The sequence below is a fragment of the Flavobacterium flavigenum genome, assembly GCF_027111255.2.
Classification (GTDB): Bacteria; Bacteroidota; Bacteroidia; order Flavobacteriales; family Flavobacteriaceae; genus Flavobacterium; species Flavobacterium flavigenum.
Genome location: NZ_CP114285.2, coordinates 2487089 through 2503447, shown reverse-complemented (window position 1 = coordinate 2503447; position 16359 = coordinate 2487089). Strand labels below are relative to the sequence as shown.

Sequence of the window (16359 nt, the reverse complement as noted above, 5' to 3'; positions counted from 1 at the left end):
GAGTAATGGAATCGTTAGATTCGAAAAAGAACCGATAGATATTCGTCGTGATATAATATTAAAATATACGATGAAGAGTTTGATCCTGGCTCAGGATGAACGCTAGCGGCAGGCTTAACACATGCAAGTCGAGGGGTATAGCACTTCGGTGCTAGAGACCGGCGCACGGGTGCGTAACGCGTATGCAATCTACCTTTTACAGGGGGATAGCCCAGAGAAATTTGGATTAATACCCCATGGTATAGTGAGTTGGCATCAACCTACTATTAAAGTCACAACGGTAAAAGATGAGCATGCGTCCCATTAGCTAGATGGTAAGGTAACGGCTTACCATGGCAACGATGGGTAGGGGTCCTGAGAGGGAGATCCCCCACACTGGTACTGAGACACGGACCAGACTCCTACGGGAGGCAGCAGTGAGGAATATTGGACAATGGGCGCAAGCCTGATCCAGCCATGCCGCGTGCAGGATGACGGTCCTATGGATTGTAAACTGCTTTTATACGAGAAGAAACACTGATTCGTGAATCAGCTTGACGGTATCGTAAGAATAAGGATCGGCTAACTCCGTGCCAGCAGCCGCGGTAATACGGAGGATCCAAGCGTTATCCGGAATCATTGGGTTTAAAGGGTCCGTAGGCGGTCTAGTAAGTCAGTGGTGAAAGCCCATCGCTCAACGGTGGAACGGCCATTGATACTGCTGGACTTGAATTATTAGGAAGTAACTAGAATATGTAGTGTAGCGGTGAAATGCTTAGAGATTACATGGAATACCAATTGCGAAGGCAGGTTACTACTAATGGATTGACGCTGATGGACGAAAGCGTGGGTAGCGAACAGGATTAGATACCCTGGTAGTCCACGCCGTAAACGATGGATACTAGCTGTTGGGGGCAACTTCAGTGGCTAAGCGAAAGTGATAAGTATCCCACCTGGGGAGTACGAACGCAAGTTTGAAACTCAAAGGAATTGACGGGGGCCCGCACAAGCGGTGGAGCATGTGGTTTAATTCGATGATACGCGAGGAACCTTACCAAGGCTTAAATGTAGTTTGACCGGTTTGGAAACAGATCTTTCGCAAGACAAATTACAAGGTGCTGCATGGTTGTCGTCAGCTCGTGCCGTGAGGTGTCAGGTTAAGTCCTATAACGAGCGCAACCCCTGTTGTTAGTTGCCAGCGAGTCATGTCGGGAACTCTAACAAGACTGCCAGTGCAAACTGTGAGGAAGGTGGGGATGACGTCAAATCATCACGGCCCTTACGCCTTGGGCTACACACGTGCTACAATGGCCGGTACAGAGAGCAGCCACTGGGCGACCAGGAGCGAATCTACAAAGCCGGTCACAGTTCGGATCGGAGTCTGCAACTCGACTCCGTGAAGCTGGAATCGCTAGTAATCGGATATCAGCCATGATCCGGTGAATACGTTCCCGGGCCTTGTACACACCGCCCGTCAAGCCATGGAAGCTGGGGGTGCCTGAAGTCGGTGACCGCAAGGAGCTGCCTAGGGTAAAACTGGTAACTAGGGCTAAGTCGTAACAAGGTAGCCGTACCGGAAGGTGCGGCTGGAACACCTCCTTTCTAGAGCCCCATATGTTAGTGGCAACACACGTTGGGGATAAAAGATGGATATTTTGAAGTTTCTGAATCGTAAGGTTCGATTACTCTTGCTGTTAATTTAAAAAAATAATGAAAATTAAGTAAAAACAGAGTCTCGTAGCTCAGCTGGTTAGAGTACTACACTGATAATGTAGGGGTCGGCAGTTCGAGTCTGCCCGGGACTACTCTTTTAACTTAAAAAAGGAAATTTTAGAGGTTGAGGCCTTATGAGCAATAATTCATAACTCATAACTAATAACTCATCACTAAGAAAATGGGGGATTAGCTCAGCTGGCTAGAGCGCCTGCCTTGCACGCAGGAGGTCAACGGTTCGACTCCGTTATTCTCCACGAAACTATCATGAAAATGGTAAGTTAAAGTTCATTGACATATTGAGATAAGAAAAATTTAAAAAGTAGAAAGCGTTTTTTGTTTTTGTAGTAATACAAAGAGCAAAAAACAAAAAAAAACGGTCATTCTTAATTGAATGATTGGTACAATAAGCAAAATAAGGGCGTATGGGGGATGCCTAGGCTCTCAGAGGCGATGAAGGGCGTGATAAGCTGCGAAAAGCTGCGGGTATGGGCACACACCATTTGATCCGCAGATACCCGAATGGGGCAACCCACTATGTTGAAGACATAGTACACCGATAGGTGGGCAAACCCGCTGAACTGAAACATCTAAGTAGGCGGAGGAGAAGAAAACAAAAGTGATTCCGTAAGTAGTGGCGAGCGAACGCGGATTAGCCCAAACCAATTTTGTTACGGCATGATTGGGGTTGTAGGACCACGATATTTTATGTACACGGAACCGGAACTGACTGGAAAGTCGGGCCATAGAGGGTGATAGCCCCGTATGGGTAACAAGTATAATAGATAGTGGTATCCTGAGTAGGGCGGGGCACGTGAAACCCTGTCTGAATTTGGCGGGACCATCCGCTAAGGCTAAATACTCCTGAGAGACCGATAGTGAACCAGTACCGTGAGGGAAAGGTGAAAAGAACCGTGAATAACGGAGTGAAATAGATCCTGAAACCATACGCTTACAAGCGGTCGGAGCCCTTTCGTGGGGTGACGGCGTGCCTTTTGCATAATGAGCCTACGAGTTAACGTTGCTGGCAAGGTTAAGTGGTTAAGCCACGGATCCGTAGCGAAAGCGAGTCTGAATAGGGCGCTTTAGTCAGTAGTGTTAGACGCGAAACCGTGTGATCTACCCATGGGCAGGTTGAAGCTGTGGTAACACACAGTGGAGGACCGAACCGGTTGACGTTGAAAAGTCTTCGGATGACCTGTGGGTAGGGGTGAAAGGCCAATCAAACTCGGAAATAGCTCGTACTCCCCGAAATGCATTTAGGTGCAGCGTTATTTTAGTTATATAGAGGTAGAGCTACTGATTGGATGCGGGGGCTTCACCGCCTACCAATTCCTGACAAACTCCGAATGCTATATAATGATTGATAACAGTGAGGGCTTGGGTGCTAAGGTCCAAGTCCGAGAGGGAAAGAACCCAGACCATCAGCTAAGGTCCCCAAATATATGCTAAGTTGAAAGAACGAGGTTTGTCTGCCCAGACAGCTAGGATGTTGGCTTGGAAGCAGCCATTCATTTAAAGAGTGCGTAACAGCTCACTAGTCGAGCGGACGAGCATGGATAATAATCGGGCATAAGCATATTACCGAAGCTATGGATTTACAAGCAATTGTAAGTGGTAGGGGAGCATTCCAGCAGGGTTGAAGGTGTATCGTAAGGTATGCTGGACTGGCTGGAAAAGAAAATGTAGGCATAAGTAACGATAATGCGGGCGAGAAACCCGCACACCGAAAAACTAAGGTTTCCACAGCTATGCTAATCAGCTGTGGGTTAGTCTGGTCCTAAGGCGAACCCGAAAGGGACAGTCGATGGCCAACGGGTTAATATTCCCGTACTACTAATTACTGTGATGGGGTGACGGAGTGATGAAAGCGCCGCGAACTGACGGAATAGTTCGTTAAAGTACCTAGCTATAAGATCTATAGGCAAATCCGTAGATTTTGGTGAAATACGATAGTACTCGGAGTCTTCGGACAAAGAGATAGTGCGCCTAAGGGCTTCCAAGAAAAACCTCTAAACTTCAGGTAATTAGTACCAGTACCGTAAACCGACACAGGTAGTTGAGGAGAGAATCCTAAGGTGCTCGAGAGATTCATGGCTAAGGAATTAGGCAAAATAGACCCGTAACTTCGGGAGAAGGGTCGCCCCGAGCAATCGGGGCCGCAGTGAAGAGGTCCAGGCGACTGTTTATCAAAAACACAGGGCTCTGCAAAATCGTAAGATGAAGTATAGGGCCTGACACCTGCCCGGTGCTGGAAGGTTAAGAGGAGATGTTATCTTCGGAGAAGCATTGAATTGAAGCCCCAGTAAACGGCGGCCGTAACTATAACGGTCCTAAGGTAGCGAAATTCCTTGTCGGGTAAGTTCCGACCTGCACGAATGGTGTAACGATCTGGACACTGTCTCAGCCATGAGCTCGGTGAAATTGTAGTAACGGTGAAGATGCCGTTTACCCGCAGTGGGACGAAAAGACCCTGTGCACCTTTACTATAGCTTAGTATTGACCTTGGATAAATGATGTGTAGGATAGGTTGGAGACTATGAAGCGGCGTCGCCAGGCGTTGTGGAGTCATTGTTGAAATACAACCCTTTGTTTATCTGAGGCCTAACCCCGTGTTGCGGGGGACAGTGCTTGGTGGGTAGTTTGACTGGGGTGGTCGCCTCCAAAAGAGTAACGGAGGCTTCTAAAGGTTCCCTCAGTACGCTTGGTAACCGTGCGTAGAGTGCAATGGCATAAGGGAGCTTGACTGAGAGACATACAGGTCGATCAGGTACGAAAGTAGAGCATAGTGATCCGGTGGTTCCGCATGGAAGGGCCATCGCTCAAAGGATAAAAGGTACGCCGGGGATAACAGGCTGATCTCCCCCAAGAGCTCATATCGACGGGGGGGTTTGGCACCTCGATGTCGGCTCGTCACATCCTGGGGCTGGAGAAGGTCCCAAGGGTTGGGCTGTTCGCCCATTAAAGTGGCACGCGAGCTGGGTTCAGAACGTCGTGAGACAGTTCGGTCTCTATCTACTGTGGGCGTTAGAAATTTGAGTGGATCTGATTCTAGTACGAGAGGACCGAATTGGACTAACCTCTAGTGTATCTGTTGTCCCGCCAGGGGCACCGCAGAGTAGCTACGTTGGGAAGGGATAAGCGCTGAAAGCATATAAGCGCGAAACCCACCACAAGATGAGATTTCTTTTAAGGATCGTGGAAGATGACCACGTTGATAGGCTATAGATGTAAAGGCAGTAATGTCATAGTCGAGTAGTACTAATAATCCGTAAGCTTATGTACACCCTTTTCCTCCTGTCCAAAAGACGGGAGGGAGAAACTTTCTAAACTATTTATATTTTTTATCTCAGTATGTTAAGATATTTGCTCGACGCGAGCGGTTATAAGTCAGGTGTTATAAGTGAAAACTAAAAACAATAAACTACAAACCAAAAACCTTAAGGTGGTTATTGCGGCGGGGCTCACCTCTTCCCATCCCGAACAGAGAAGTTAAGCCCGCCTGCGCAGATGGTACTGCAGTTTTGTGGGAGAGTATGTCGTCGCCTTTCTTTAAGAACCCTATTCTGAAAATGAATAGGGTTTTTTGTTTAAAATGAGGTACCTTAGCTCAGATGGTAGAGCAATGGACTGAAAATCCATGTGTCCCTGGTTCGATCCCTGGAGGTACCACAAAATGCTCGGATGGTGAAATTGGTAGACACGCTGGACTTAAAATCCAGTGGACAGAAATGTCCGTGCGGGTTCAACTCCCGCTCTGAGTACAAACTAGACTTCAATCGGCTAACTGGCTCATTGGAGTTTTTTTATGAAATTGCAGTCTTAAAAACTAAAAGCTTCTCGGAAACGCAATAATTATGAATACGGAAAAGCTTAATCAAACTATTATATCTAATGATTTTGATATATGGTAAAAAAAAAGCGAATCTATAAATGACCCGCTTTTCTAATAGTCTTTTAATATTTTTAGATTCCTAAACGAAAATCTTTAACGCTTTTTTGTTCTAAGCTAATATCTTCAAAATAACTTGTTGTGCCTTTATCAACCGGGCATTGTGCACTGATTCCTGTCCAGATTTCTGCTGGATAATTGTTTTTGTATAAACGAACCATTTGCCAGTTTTTATTGTCAAGGGAATAATAACTTGCTACCGTTTCTGTATCTGATGAAATTTTCATATAAACAGTTTTGACCTCAACAACATCATGATTGTTGTCGTCAGATGTTGCTATTGTACGAACCGTGACAATTCTGTGATTACCGCGTTCATCTTGTTCAAAGCAAAATTTTTGATAGAAACTGTCGTTTACATAAAGGTATAATACACCGGCATTGTACAAACCGTTTTTAGTGAATTCCGGGCTTATTTTTGCTGTTAACGTAAATGGTTTTGTGTTGTCAACTTTAGATAAAAGAATAGGTGCTGAATTATTTGATAGTTTATTATTTGGATCTGAAAAATAATCCTTTTTCTCGCCTACATGAAATAATATGTTTTCTTTATTATCTATTTTTGCCAGCGTATCAGCTCCATTAATTGATTTTGTAAAATGAATTTGGCTTAGTTTGATATCGCATGGAGTTCCACGGACAATTGCTGAGTCTTTTGGTTTTGTGTCAGTGTTTTGTGTTTTGTTTTCTTTAGAAATATTGTTGCAACTTGTAAATAAAATAATTTGGAAAAGAGTGCAACAGATAATTGATTTAGATTTCATAATGTTTTTGTTAAATGTATAAATAGTCTAACTTAGTTTTTCAAATGTACATTCTGCTTCCAATAACGACAATACGTAAAATTAACCAATTTTTTTTGAACAACTATGGCAAACATATCCATCGAAGATCAGTTAACTTCTACTTTATTAAAACAAACTTTTTTGGATGAGGAAGCATTAGATGTAGAAGATTATAAAAAAATGGCTGCAGCTTATGTTTCTATAGAGCAATGCGTAGCTGTACTTTCGGATTTTCAGGCTGACTGTAGTTATATTTATGCAGGTAATTTTGGTAAATTACTCGGACTCTCAGGTGATTTGTTTATCGATTCTGCTTTTGAAGACTGCATATTTGATAAGTTAAATTCGGAGGATGTAATCGAGCGCCATGCCTTAGAACTTTATTTTTTTCAATATCTTAAAAATCTTCCTGGGGAAGAATATAGAAATTACAGTACTTTTAGCCGGCTGCGTTCTTCTGATGATAAAAACAAGCATTACATCAATCATCGGACCATGTATCTTAAAAGATCACCCAATGGAAGTGTTTTATTTGCATTGTGCCTGTATGCACCATCTACTAATTCGGAATTAAGAAATGGGATTGATGCTAAAATTGTAAACATTAAAACAGGAGAAACTATATCATCTGAAAAGTATAAGCCTTATACAGAAAGTCTCCTTTCTAAAAGAGAATTAGAAATACTGACTCACGTGGCAAAGGGAAGCAATAGTGATCAGATTGCAGACTTGTTAAATATTTCGGTTTATACTGTTCGTCGCCACAGGCAGAATATAATTCAAAAAATGCAGGTAGCCAATACAACCGAAGCGTTAAAAACAGCTTTTGTTATGGGATTGATAAGTGTATAATCAAAAATATAAAAACCTTTAAACGTTATGGAGCTTAAAGGTTTTCATGTCTTTTTTATTTAAATGCTTTTTCTAAATTTGAATCGGCATTCTTGGCTTTTTTTGAAGGTAATACCGAATCACATTTGTCTTTTTCAATTACCGGATTCCAATCTCCTTCAAGGTTAGTTGCAGTAGTTGTGTTGGCTGCGAATATTTTTTCTTTAGTGTATTCAGACGCTTCAGTTTTATTTAACTGTTTCGACCATGAAATACGATTATCTGAATTTGATCCCGGACCATAACAATCATATTCTGCATAGAAAGAAGTTTTCCAGTTGTCATAGGCTTTATTTTCCGGATCTTTAGACCAGATTGACCAGCCTTCAGGTATTATAATAGATTCTTCATACGAATGGATAAAAACTGTATTTGCACCAGCTCCCCACGGTCTTCCAAGAGATACTTTTGAAATGGCTGCTTTAGGATATTTCATGATAACACAATCTTTGAATACAAAACCATATTTGCTTTTACCCGCTTCATGATTACCTGCAGTGATGTATGAATCTTTTCTGCATTGGATAACACAATTTTCAAACAAAGCTATTCCTGATCCAAAAATAAAGTCTGTCGTTCCATCAATTATACAATCTTTAATATACGTTCTTTTGTTGGCTTTAAGGTAAAATGTATCCTGAAAACCGCTCATTTTGCAGTTATGAAAAATAACTCTGTCACCATTTACCATTAAAGCAACAGCCTGACCTCCTTTTTTATATTGTGGTAATTCACTGCTAATCGTATTCTCAAAAGTGATGTTTTCTGCAAAAAAATCATCCGCTTCAATCAATACACTAAAAGACTTGCTGGTTCCTCCTGCAATTTCAGCATAATCATCAAAAGTGAGAATGGTAGTTTTGTATGATTCACCTATAAGTTTTACTTTTTTGTTTTTAGTTAATTTTAGTTTTTCTTTATAAGTGCCGGGCTTTATAAAAATGATTGTCTGCTTAGAATTATTATCAGGTACAGCATTAAAAGCATCCTGAACTTTAGTATAATAACCACTTCCATCAGCAGCTACAACAATATCATAAACAGTTTTGTTTTTTTGAGCATGTAAAGCTGCACTGAAACTAATAAGTAATAAATAAAAAGTAAGTAAAGTTTTTTTCATGTTAGATTATGAATGATAAAGTTTTAAAATAAAATTTCCAAGGAATAAATTGTTTACACCTTGGAAATTTATAAAAAGAATTGAAATATAACTAAGAAATAGTGTTTTTTACTTTATGACCAAATACTCCGAAATAAAGAATGATTACAAAAGATGCCAAAGGAATAATATAACCCGCCTGAATATCATCATGTTTCATATCGATTAATGTTCCCATACCATAAGGGAGAATAGCTCCGCCAACAATTGACATTACCAGCCATGATGAACCCGTTTCGGTATTCGATTTTAAACCTACCAATCCTAAAGAGAAAATAGTTGGGAACATGATAGACATAAAAAAACCAATTCCGCCAAGAGCATAAATAACTACAATTCCGGATCCGTAAATGGCTACTAAACAAAGTAAAATGCTAGCTACACAATATATGGAAAGCAAAACATAATCTTTAACAAACTTCAAAAAGAAGGTTCCAATAAAACGTCCAGCCATAAATAAGAAGCCATAAATTCCAAGATAGTATCCGGCTGTTTTTTCATCTAATCCAGCTCCTTGTTGTGCAATTCTGATAAAGAAACTCGTAATACAAACCTGAGCACCTACATAAAAAAATTGGGCTACAACCGCCCAGCTTAAATGAGAGAATTTCAAAACAGAGAAGAAACCTGGTTTAACTTCTACTTCTGTATGTTTTGGTTTCATTGATGGTAAATGCATGAAATAAAACAAGATAGCAACTAATACCAATACGCTTCCTAAAATGATGTACGGCAGTTTTACTGCTGAAGCTTCTTCTAATAAATAAGCTGCTTTAGTCGCTTCAGGCATTGCTGCCATTTGTTCTGGTGTGTGGTTTGTTCCTGAAAGTATAAACAATGAACCCACAATTGGTGCTACCATTGCTGCCAATCCGTTAAAAGAGGCTGCTAAATTCAATCTTTTAGAAGATGATTCGGCAGGGCCTAAAATAGCTGCGTATGGATTTGCACTGGTTTCTAAAATGGTCAAGCCACATCCAATTACAAATAATGCAAATAAAAATAGTTCATAAGCTCTTGAGTTTGCTGCTGGTACAAATAAAAAAGCTCCTGCAGCAAAAACTAATAAACCTGTTATAATACTGTTTTTATAGCCAAAACGTTTAATAAGCATTCCAGCTGGAATTGCCATAATAAAATAGGCAAAAAAGACAGCCGTATCAATCAATGTAGATTGACTGTTATTTAATTCACAGGCTTTTTTTAGGTGTGGAATCAAAATAGAATCCAGATTATGTGCCATCCCCCAAAGGAAAAATAAGCTGGTAATTAAAATAAAAGGTAAAAGATATTGATTTCCTTTTCCGCCTTCTGTCGGTACTTCGTGTTGGTCGCCTGATTGGTTAGTTACTTGCATAGTTAGATTTTATTTTAGGATTATTTCTTTTTTACTAATAAAAGGTGATCACATACCAAAACCACTTCACCTCGTTGGTTGATGATTTCTACATGCTCGGTCACCGTTCCCATATCGGGTTTTTTGGCTTCTCCTTTTTCAGAAATCGTAATTTCAGAATGAATAGTGTCACCAATATGAACCGGTTTAACAAATCGCATTCGGTCATAGCCTTTAGAAAAAGCTTCCGGATTTATTTCAGAAGCAGTCAAACCGATTCCAATACTGAAAACCATAGTGCCATGGGCAATTCGCTGTCCGAAAGGTTGTGTCTTACACCATTCTTCATCCATGTGATGCGGGAAAAAATCGCCCGTGTGTCCGGCGTGAACCACAAAATCGGTTTCGGTAATAGTTCGACCTAATGTAACTCTTTTATCATTAAGTTGGTAATCTTCAAAAAATGTTGATTTGAAATACATGTTTTTAGTTTTTTTAGTCCTTAGTGATTAGTCCTTAGTGATTGGCTCAACTGCTAATTACTAATGACTTTTCACAAATCACTATATTTATATAATTTTTTGGGCGTTTTAACACGCTTTCCGCTGTATCTTTTTTGGCAGAAAAAGCCAAAAAAGGATGCCGCTTCAATCGTTAACGCGGGATTCGTTTTTATAAGTCGTTTAGTGGAATTGCTCCTTTTTCATTACTAATGTAACAGGCTTCTACAACTCTCATAGTATCCAGAACATCCTGAACGCTTGCTAATAATTTGTCGTCAGAACCTTCTTTAAAACGCATTAAGTTGGACATAGTACCAATAAAAGCTTCCGGAAACCAGGAACCTTCCAAATTAGTTTTTTCCCATTCGTAAGTACCATTTTTTTCAAGTGCAACTTCAAATTCGTCCGGCATACCGTCAGGATAATTCATCAGCAAGCCCATTTTGGCTTTGATTGCTCCTTTAGTTCCTTCCCATTTAATATAGCTTTCTTCGTGTTTCGGACCAAAATGATGATCGTGGTTTGTATTGATAACCACACGTATCGAATCGCCATAGTCCAAAATAATTGAAGAACGGCAAGAAGATAGTTTCTTCAAAGGATGATTGGTCGTTTTCGCATAAACTCCTTTTGGATTTCCCATAAAAGAACGAATACAATCGATGTAATGCACACTATGAAAAAGAATCTCCAATCTTGGATGTTCCTTGATTAGCGGGAATAATTCCCAAGGTGTGTTTACAGTAACTTTAACTTCCATATCATACAAATCACCAACAATTCCCTGATTGATCATATACCGGGCAGCACTCACAAAAGAAGCAAAACGCAATTGAAAATTGATTCCCGCAACTAGTTTTTTTCTTTCGCAAACGGCTACTATTTCTTTGGCCTGAGCCAAATCATTACCCATTGGTTTCTGGATCAGCACTGCAGCACCATCAGGTAATTGTTCTAAGATTTCGATGTATTGATCAGGAAGAACAGTAATATCGTAAACTGCATTGGATGGAGCATTTTTCACAGCATCGGCTACGTTTTCAAAAACATTCGGAATGCCGAATTCCTCCGCCATTGCGTGTGCTTTTGCTATTGTTCGGTTAGTAATTCCGAAAACGGAAAAACCAGCCATTTTATATGCCGGCAAATGGGCATCTTTTACAATGCCACTTGCACCAATAATAATAATCGGCTGTTTTGTTTCTGGCAATAAAGGTTTATATGGAATATTCATATCTATTCTATTTTTTGAATATTATTATGTGTTTCTTCTAATAATTGTGCTGAAGGAATGTCGCTGTTTATTGCTTTTAAAATCATGTGATCGATAAACTCACACACTTTTGGCCAAATTGGTGTCTGCGGTAGGGTAAATGCATTTTCATGCAGCATTTCCAGTTTATGATAAAAGGGTATCAAAGCATTAATTTCTTCATCTTTCCAGGTTGATTTTCTACAACCAATACCGCCTTCTTTAGTTAATAATTTGTCACTTTCAGAAGTCGTTGCAAAACGTAAAAAATCGTAAGCCAGTTTTTTATGTTTACTTCCTGAGCCAATAGTATACAACCAGTACACATTTAAAGAAGCCGTTTTATGATTCGGATCGGAAGGGAGTGAAGTGATATCAATTTTTCCCTTTACTTTTGATTCCTCAATCACTTGTGCCATTGAAGCAAATCCGAACCAGTTGATAGCCATAGCAGATTCTCCTTTTGCGAAAGCCAAACCTGCCTGAACTGAATCAAATTGTTTTGACTTTGGATGAACAGCAGTTGGATCGTTTACCATTTTTCTGTAAAAATCCAAAGCCTCAATTGCAGCTTTACTGTGAACGCTGATTTGATTTTTGTGATTGATTAATGATCCGCCACGTGTCCATAATTGCAGGCAGAAATCAAAAACCATATTGTGTCCGTCCGGATAATTGGCAAAAATACATCCATAAAGATTTTCTTCCGGCCGATTAAAAAAAGAAGCAATTTCTGCGAACTCTTTCCAGGTTTTTGGTGTGGAAAGTTCGTAACCATACTGCTTTTTAAAATTCTCCTGCTCGTTTTGGTTTTGGAATAAATCCTTTCTGTAAATCAGACATTCCGGGCCATCATGAAACGGAAGTCCATAAGTGCCGTTATCCAGCTGCTGTAATTTTAAAAGCGATTTATGCCAGCCGTAAGGATAATTTTCCGGCGGATTTGCTGCTATAAAAGAATACAAATCTAAAACCGCTTTTTCGTGTACAGCATCATAAATCCAATCGGTATTGAGGTGTGCAATATCCCATTTTCCTTCTTTTAAACCTTTTTTTGTAATAGTGGTTTCATACAAATCATGAAGTTCCAGAGGAATCATTTCTGCTTCAATTTGAATATTATTTTGAAGGCAGAACAAATCCCACAGCTTTTGAAGTGTAGTTTCAAAAGGATCAAATTTCCGGACAGCGATTCTTATTTTTTCCATTACGATTCAATAAATTCCTTAATAATTCGCTCGTTGTCCTGTCCTAGTTTTGGAGAACCTTTGCTCGATGTAAAAATTTCTCCATCTATTCTAATCGGACATCGTGTTGTTTTATAGTTGTAGCTGTCCAGCATTTCGACTCTCTGCGTAAAATTCAAAACCTGAAATCCCTCTTCTGCAAAAAGCTGTTTGTAATTCAAAACTTTGGCACACCAAATATCTGCAGGCTCTAAAATATCCAGCCAATATTGAGTTTCCTGAGTTTGTAAATGAGAAGCCAGAATATTTTTTATTTCGTCTCTTAATTCAAATTTATTTTCAGGAAACTGCAGCAATTCATCACATTTTAAAAGCGAAGCTAAAACTGGAATAGAGCCCATAGCTAATGCTAAATAACCGTTTTGAGTTTTGTAAATTCCATATGGTGCTCCTAAATAAGCGTGCGCATTATTCGATTGTGTTCGTACAGGCAATTCACCACCGTCATTAAAATACGTTGTAATGGTTTCAAACTGAAAATCAAAAGCCGATTCCAGCATGCTTACCTGAACTTTTGCTCCAATGTTATGAGTTGCTTTTCTGTATAAAGCAGCTAAAATTCCTTGTGCGAGATGTGCTCCCGCCAGCATATCAACAATTGATAATCCCATTGGTACGGGACCATCTTCCTGATTGCCACTTAGCCAGGTCAAAGCAGTCAACGATTGCAGTAATAAATCCTGTCCTGGTAAATCTTTTAGTTCGGATTTTGTGCCGTAGCCTGAAATTTCGGCATAAACGATATTTGGATTGATCTTTTTGACTTCCTCATAACTCAAACCAACGCGTTCCATCACTCCGGGTCTGAAATTATGCATTACCACATCAGCTTTTGCCAATAATTTTTTTAATTTTTCGAGCTCATTTGCTTGTTTAAAATCAATTGCAAATGATTCTTTGTTTCTGTTGATAGTATGAAAAACGGATGATTCCCCATTCATAATCAAATCAGAAGTATATAAGGTTCTGCAGATATCGCCTGTTCCCGGTTTCTCAATTTTTATAACACGCGCACCTAAATCGGCCAATCGCAAACTCGCTGAAGGGCCGGAAAGAAACTGGCTAAAATCTACTATTAAATAATCTTCTAATGGTTTCATCCTGCTAGTTTAAAAATTGTTTGTGTATGGTTACATTATCTTCGCCCACTTTAGGAGCGGCTTTTGTACTGGTCAAAATCTCTCCGTCTAATTGTATCGGACTTCTGGTAGTAACCAATTTTTCTCCAGCCGAATTTTGTACGGTTTGTTTCAGTTGCAATTCATTCACAAAAGGCTGGCTGTCTAATTCCTCATAATTAAGCACTTTTCCACACCAGATTCCTTCTTTTTGCAAAACATCAATCCAATAATCTGCTGTTTGGGTATTCAGTTTTTCGACTAATAATTCTCTGATTTCATCTCTTTGAGAAAACCATTTGTGTTTATCAGTATATTTTTGGAAATCGATTTCTAAAATACTTCCAATAAAAAGCAAATCGCCCATTGCAAGAGAAATATACCCATTTTTAGTTTGATAAACACCGTAAGGAGCACTTAAAAAAGCATGAGCGCTTCCTTTGACATCGCTTCTTTGTGGCTGTTGTCCGCCATCATTTAAGTAAGAAGTTATCGCTTCAAACTGCACATCCAAAACCGATTCCAATAAGCTCACTTCCACTAAAACGCCTTTTACGGTTTTAGCTCTTTTAAGCAATGCTGCTAAAATTCCCTGAACGAAATGATTTCCGCACATCAAATCGGCTACAGCCAAACCAAAAGGTACTGGTCCCTGGTTCTTTCGTCCGCTTAACCAGCTTAATCCGGAAAGTGATTGCAAAAGCAAATCCTGTCCCGGTTTGTTCGCCCAAGGACCTTTGTCTCCGTAACCTGTGATAGTTCCGTAGATTATTTTTGGATTGATGTTTAAAGTGGTTTCAAAATCCAGTCCGATTTTTTCCATTACACCCGGTCTGAAATTATGGGTCATAATATCTGCCTTGGCGATTAGTTTTTTGACTAAAAACAAATCATCAGGATTTTTAAGATCGGCTGCAAAGGATTCTTTATTTCTGTTGATGGTGTGAAAAAGTAAACTGCTATCATCAACAAAAAGATCTTTGATGCTTAACTGGCGGCAGGCTTCTCCTTTTACAGGGCGTTCTATTTTAATGACTCTCGCACCTAAATCAGCCAGTTTTAATCCAGCAGAAGGTCCTGCCAAAAACTGGCAAAACTCTAAAACAACTAATCCTTCTAATGGTTTCATGTTTTTATAAGTTTAAAGATTTTACGTATAGTGCATCCATTACTTGTAAAACTTGTTCTTCGTTACCACCATTCATTAAATAATCGCGAACAACATCGCCTGCATGATCCTGAAAATACATGTGACCGGAATATCTCGGTCTTAAAAATGCTCTTTCTAAAGCCGGTAAAGTATTTTTGAAATAATCATGAGTTATACCATTGATTCGGTCATTTTTCCAGGCTTGTAAATGTCCCGGCTGTCCACCATTATCAGCAAAAATATTCTGCTGTACCTGTGATGATCCTGTGAATTCAGCATATTTTATCGCTTCAGGAATATGCTGGCTAAAGGATGAAACAGCTAAACCTGTTCCTCCCAAAGAGCTGATCATCGGTTTGTCATTCAATTTAACCAAATCATAAAAATGCAATAAGTTTTTGCTGTAACCAATTCGTGAATAATTAGAATAGCCGTAAGCAAAAGGGCAGTAGGCAATTTCATCTGAATTGACCATTGCTTCATAGACCTGAATAGGGTTTCTGTTGAAATTAGCTGGATCCATCAGTTGTGCCAGTTCGCGGTGCATTTGCAAAGCTTTTTTTCCTGTCTCTACAGAGATTACTTTTTCCTGAGACTGAAATGGATCTTCACCTAAACTGCAGCAAAAAGAATAAAAGGTCATCAATGAATCTACCGGAATCCCTGCAAAAGCAACTAATCCTTTTTTGGCCAAAGCTAGTAAATCGTCATAAGTCTGCGGAACTTTTAAGCCCTTTTTTTCTAAGATATCCAATCGGGCAGCTGCTACCGGAGTCGCTGCGTCTATTGGCAACGCCCATAATTTATTGTGAAAAACATAACTTCCGTATGATTTACCAACGGTATTGATTTCCTGATCTTTTATATATTCTGAAGAAAGATGATCTGATAAAGGTAGAATGGTTTTTGTATCGGCACCAAAACCTGTCCACGGATGATCGATAACCAATAAATCAAATCTTTTGGCTAAATCTTCTATGGAAGCATCTGCAAATTCCTGTAAACTTCTTTTCTCCCAGCTAATTTCAATGTCCGGGTTTAATTCTGTAAAACGTTGAGCTGTGGCAACCATTGGTAATAATCCTCTGGTATGATTCCACGTAATCCCTTTTAGTTTTTTCATTATGATAGTCTGATTTTAATAAATGTGATTTTCACATTTACAAATATAGAAATTAGATTCAAATGCCATGATTATATATTTGTTTTTTGGCATTTCGGGTAATGGTTTTTTATATTTTATACAAATTACAACCAAAATGTGATATTGCTTT

10 protein-coding genes, 4 tRNA genes and 3 rRNA genes are annotated in these 16359 nt (G+C 39.6%); 8 read left to right on the top strand and 9 right to left on the bottom strand.

Features of this window, described 5'->3' with window-relative positions:
* Positions 1-67 precede the first annotated feature (67 nt).
* The 7 genes from OZP09_RS10150 (at position 68) to OZP09_RS10120 (ending at position 5456) form a co-directional block, all read left to right on the top strand.
* Positions 68-1581 (top strand): 16S ribosomal RNA (locus OZP09_RS10150).
* A 129-nt stretch (positions 1582-1710) separates the two neighbouring features.
* A tRNA-Ile gene (locus OZP09_RS10145) sits at positions 1711-1784 on the top strand.
* A 91-nt stretch (positions 1785-1875) separates the two neighbouring features.
* Positions 1876-1949, top strand: a tRNA-Ala gene (locus OZP09_RS10140).
* Positions 1950-2096: 147 nt separating this feature from the next.
* A 23S ribosomal RNA gene (locus OZP09_RS10135) occupies positions 2097-4977 on the top strand.
* Between the two features lie 156 nt (positions 4978-5133).
* A 5S ribosomal RNA gene (gene rrf / locus OZP09_RS10130) occupies positions 5134-5243 on the top strand.
* Together the 16S, 23S and 5S rRNA genes with 4 tRNA genes alongside form the textbook arrangement of a ribosomal RNA operon.
* Positions 5244-5291: 48 nt before the next feature.
* A tRNA-Phe gene (locus OZP09_RS10125) sits at positions 5292-5364 on the top strand.
* 6 nt (positions 5365-5370) lie between these two features.
* Positions 5371-5456, top strand: a tRNA-Leu gene (locus OZP09_RS10120).
* 202 nt (positions 5457-5658) lie between these two features.
* On the opposite strand, the gene OZP09_RS10115 is transcribed toward OZP09_RS10120, so the two are convergent.
* Positions 5659-6408 carry a DUF1349 domain-containing protein gene (locus OZP09_RS10115; protein ID WP_269237683.1) on the bottom strand — a complete coding sequence of 250 codons (750 nt, stop codon included), beginning with the start codon at positions 6406-6408 and terminating at the stop codon, positions 5659-5661.
* Between the two features lie 105 nt (positions 6409-6513).
* Here OZP09_RS10115 and OZP09_RS10110 point away from each other — a divergent pair, with 105 nt between their 5' ends.
* Positions 6514-7281 (top strand): response regulator transcription factor, encoded by a 768-nt coding sequence (locus tag OZP09_RS10110; protein ID WP_269237682.1) that lies wholly within the window; start codon positions 6514-6516, stop codon positions 7279-7281.
* A gap of 55 nt (positions 7282-7336) precedes the next feature.
* Here the strand turns inward: OZP09_RS10110 and OZP09_RS10105 are convergent, their stop codons facing one another.
* The 8 genes from OZP09_RS10105 to OZP09_RS10070 all read right to left on the bottom strand — a co-directional run bounded on the left by OZP09_RS10105 (position 7337) and on the right by OZP09_RS10070 (position 16208).
* Positions 7337-8440 (bottom strand): pectinesterase family protein, encoded by a 1104-nt coding sequence (locus OZP09_RS10105; RefSeq protein WP_269237681.1) that lies wholly within the window; start codon positions 8438-8440, stop codon positions 7337-7339.
* A gap of 91 nt (positions 8441-8531) precedes the next feature.
* On the bottom strand, positions 8532-9836 hold the full coding sequence (gene fucP / locus OZP09_RS10100) for an L-fucose:H+ symporter permease (protein ID WP_269237680.1): 1305 nt from the start codon (positions 9834-9836) through the stop codon (positions 8532-8534).
* Positions 9837-9856: 20 nt separating this feature from the next.
* A complete protein-coding gene (locus tag OZP09_RS10095; RefSeq protein ID WP_007809657.1) occupies positions 9857-10297 on the bottom strand; it encodes a MaoC/PaaZ C-terminal domain-containing protein in 441 nt (146 codons plus the stop codon).
* A gap of 190 nt (positions 10298-10487) precedes the next feature.
* A complete protein-coding gene (locus tag OZP09_RS10090) occupies positions 10488-11552 on the bottom strand; it encodes a Gfo/Idh/MocA family oxidoreductase (protein ID WP_281310705.1) in 1065 nt (354 codons plus the stop codon).
* Between the two features lie 2 nt (positions 11553-11554).
* Positions 11555-12778, bottom strand: coding sequence for an extracellular solute-binding protein (locus OZP09_RS10085; protein ID WP_269237676.1), 1224 nt, complete (start codon positions 12776-12778; stop codon positions 11555-11557).
* On the bottom strand, positions 12778-13917 hold the full coding sequence (locus tag OZP09_RS10080; protein WP_269237675.1) for a CaiB/BaiF CoA transferase family protein: 1140 nt from the start codon (positions 13915-13917) through the stop codon (positions 12778-12780). The genes OZP09_RS10085 and OZP09_RS10080 overlap by 1 nt, the downstream gene beginning before the upstream one ends.
* 4 nt (positions 13918-13921) lie before the next feature.
* Positions 13922-15064, bottom strand: coding sequence for a CaiB/BaiF CoA transferase family protein (locus tag OZP09_RS10075; protein ID WP_269237674.1), 1143 nt, complete (start codon positions 15062-15064; stop codon positions 13922-13924).
* A 4-nt stretch (positions 15065-15068) separates the two neighbouring features.
* A complete protein-coding gene (locus OZP09_RS10070) occupies positions 15069-16208 on the bottom strand; it encodes an ABC transporter substrate-binding protein (RefSeq protein ID WP_269237673.1) in 1140 nt (379 codons plus the stop codon).
* Positions 16209-16359: the final 151 nt, after the last annotated feature.

Excerpts from the sequence above, each read along its gene's own strand:
- OZP09_RS10080 (WP_269237675.1), bottom strand. The coding sequence starts at position 13,917 with ATGAAACCATTAGAAGATTATTTAATAGTAGATTTTAGCCAGTTTCTT.
- OZP09_RS10090 (WP_281310705.1), bottom strand. The coding sequence starts at position 11,552 with ATGAATATTCCATATAAACCTTTATTGCCAGAAACAAAACAGCCGATT.
- fucP (WP_269237680.1), bottom strand. The coding sequence starts at position 9,836 with ATGCAAGTAACTAACCAATCAGGCGACCAACACGAAGTACCGACAGAA.
- OZP09_RS10085 (WP_269237676.1), bottom strand. The coding sequence starts at position 12,778 with ATGGAAAAAATAAGAATCGCTGTCCGGAAATTTGATCCTTTTGAAACT.
- OZP09_RS10070 (WP_269237673.1), bottom strand. The coding sequence starts at position 16,208 with ATGAAAAAACTAAAAGGGATTACGTGGAATCATACCAGAGGATTATTA.
- OZP09_RS10115 (WP_269237683.1), bottom strand. The coding sequence starts at position 6,408 with ATGAAATCTAAATCAATTATCTGTTGCACTCTTTTCCAAATTATTTTA.
- OZP09_RS10110 (WP_269237682.1), top strand. The coding sequence starts at position 6,514 with ATGGCAAACATATCCATCGAAGATCAGTTAACTTCTACTTTATTAAAA.
- OZP09_RS10095 (WP_007809657.1), bottom strand. The coding sequence starts at position 10,297 with ATGTATTTCAAATCAACATTTTTTGAAGATTACCAACTTAATGATAAA.
- OZP09_RS10105 (WP_269237681.1), bottom strand. The coding sequence starts at position 8,440 with ATGAAAAAAACTTTACTTACTTTTTATTTATTACTTATTAGTTTCAGT.
- OZP09_RS10075 (WP_269237674.1), bottom strand. The coding sequence starts at position 15,064 with ATGAAACCATTAGAAGGATTAGTTGTTTTAGAGTTTTGCCAGTTTTTG.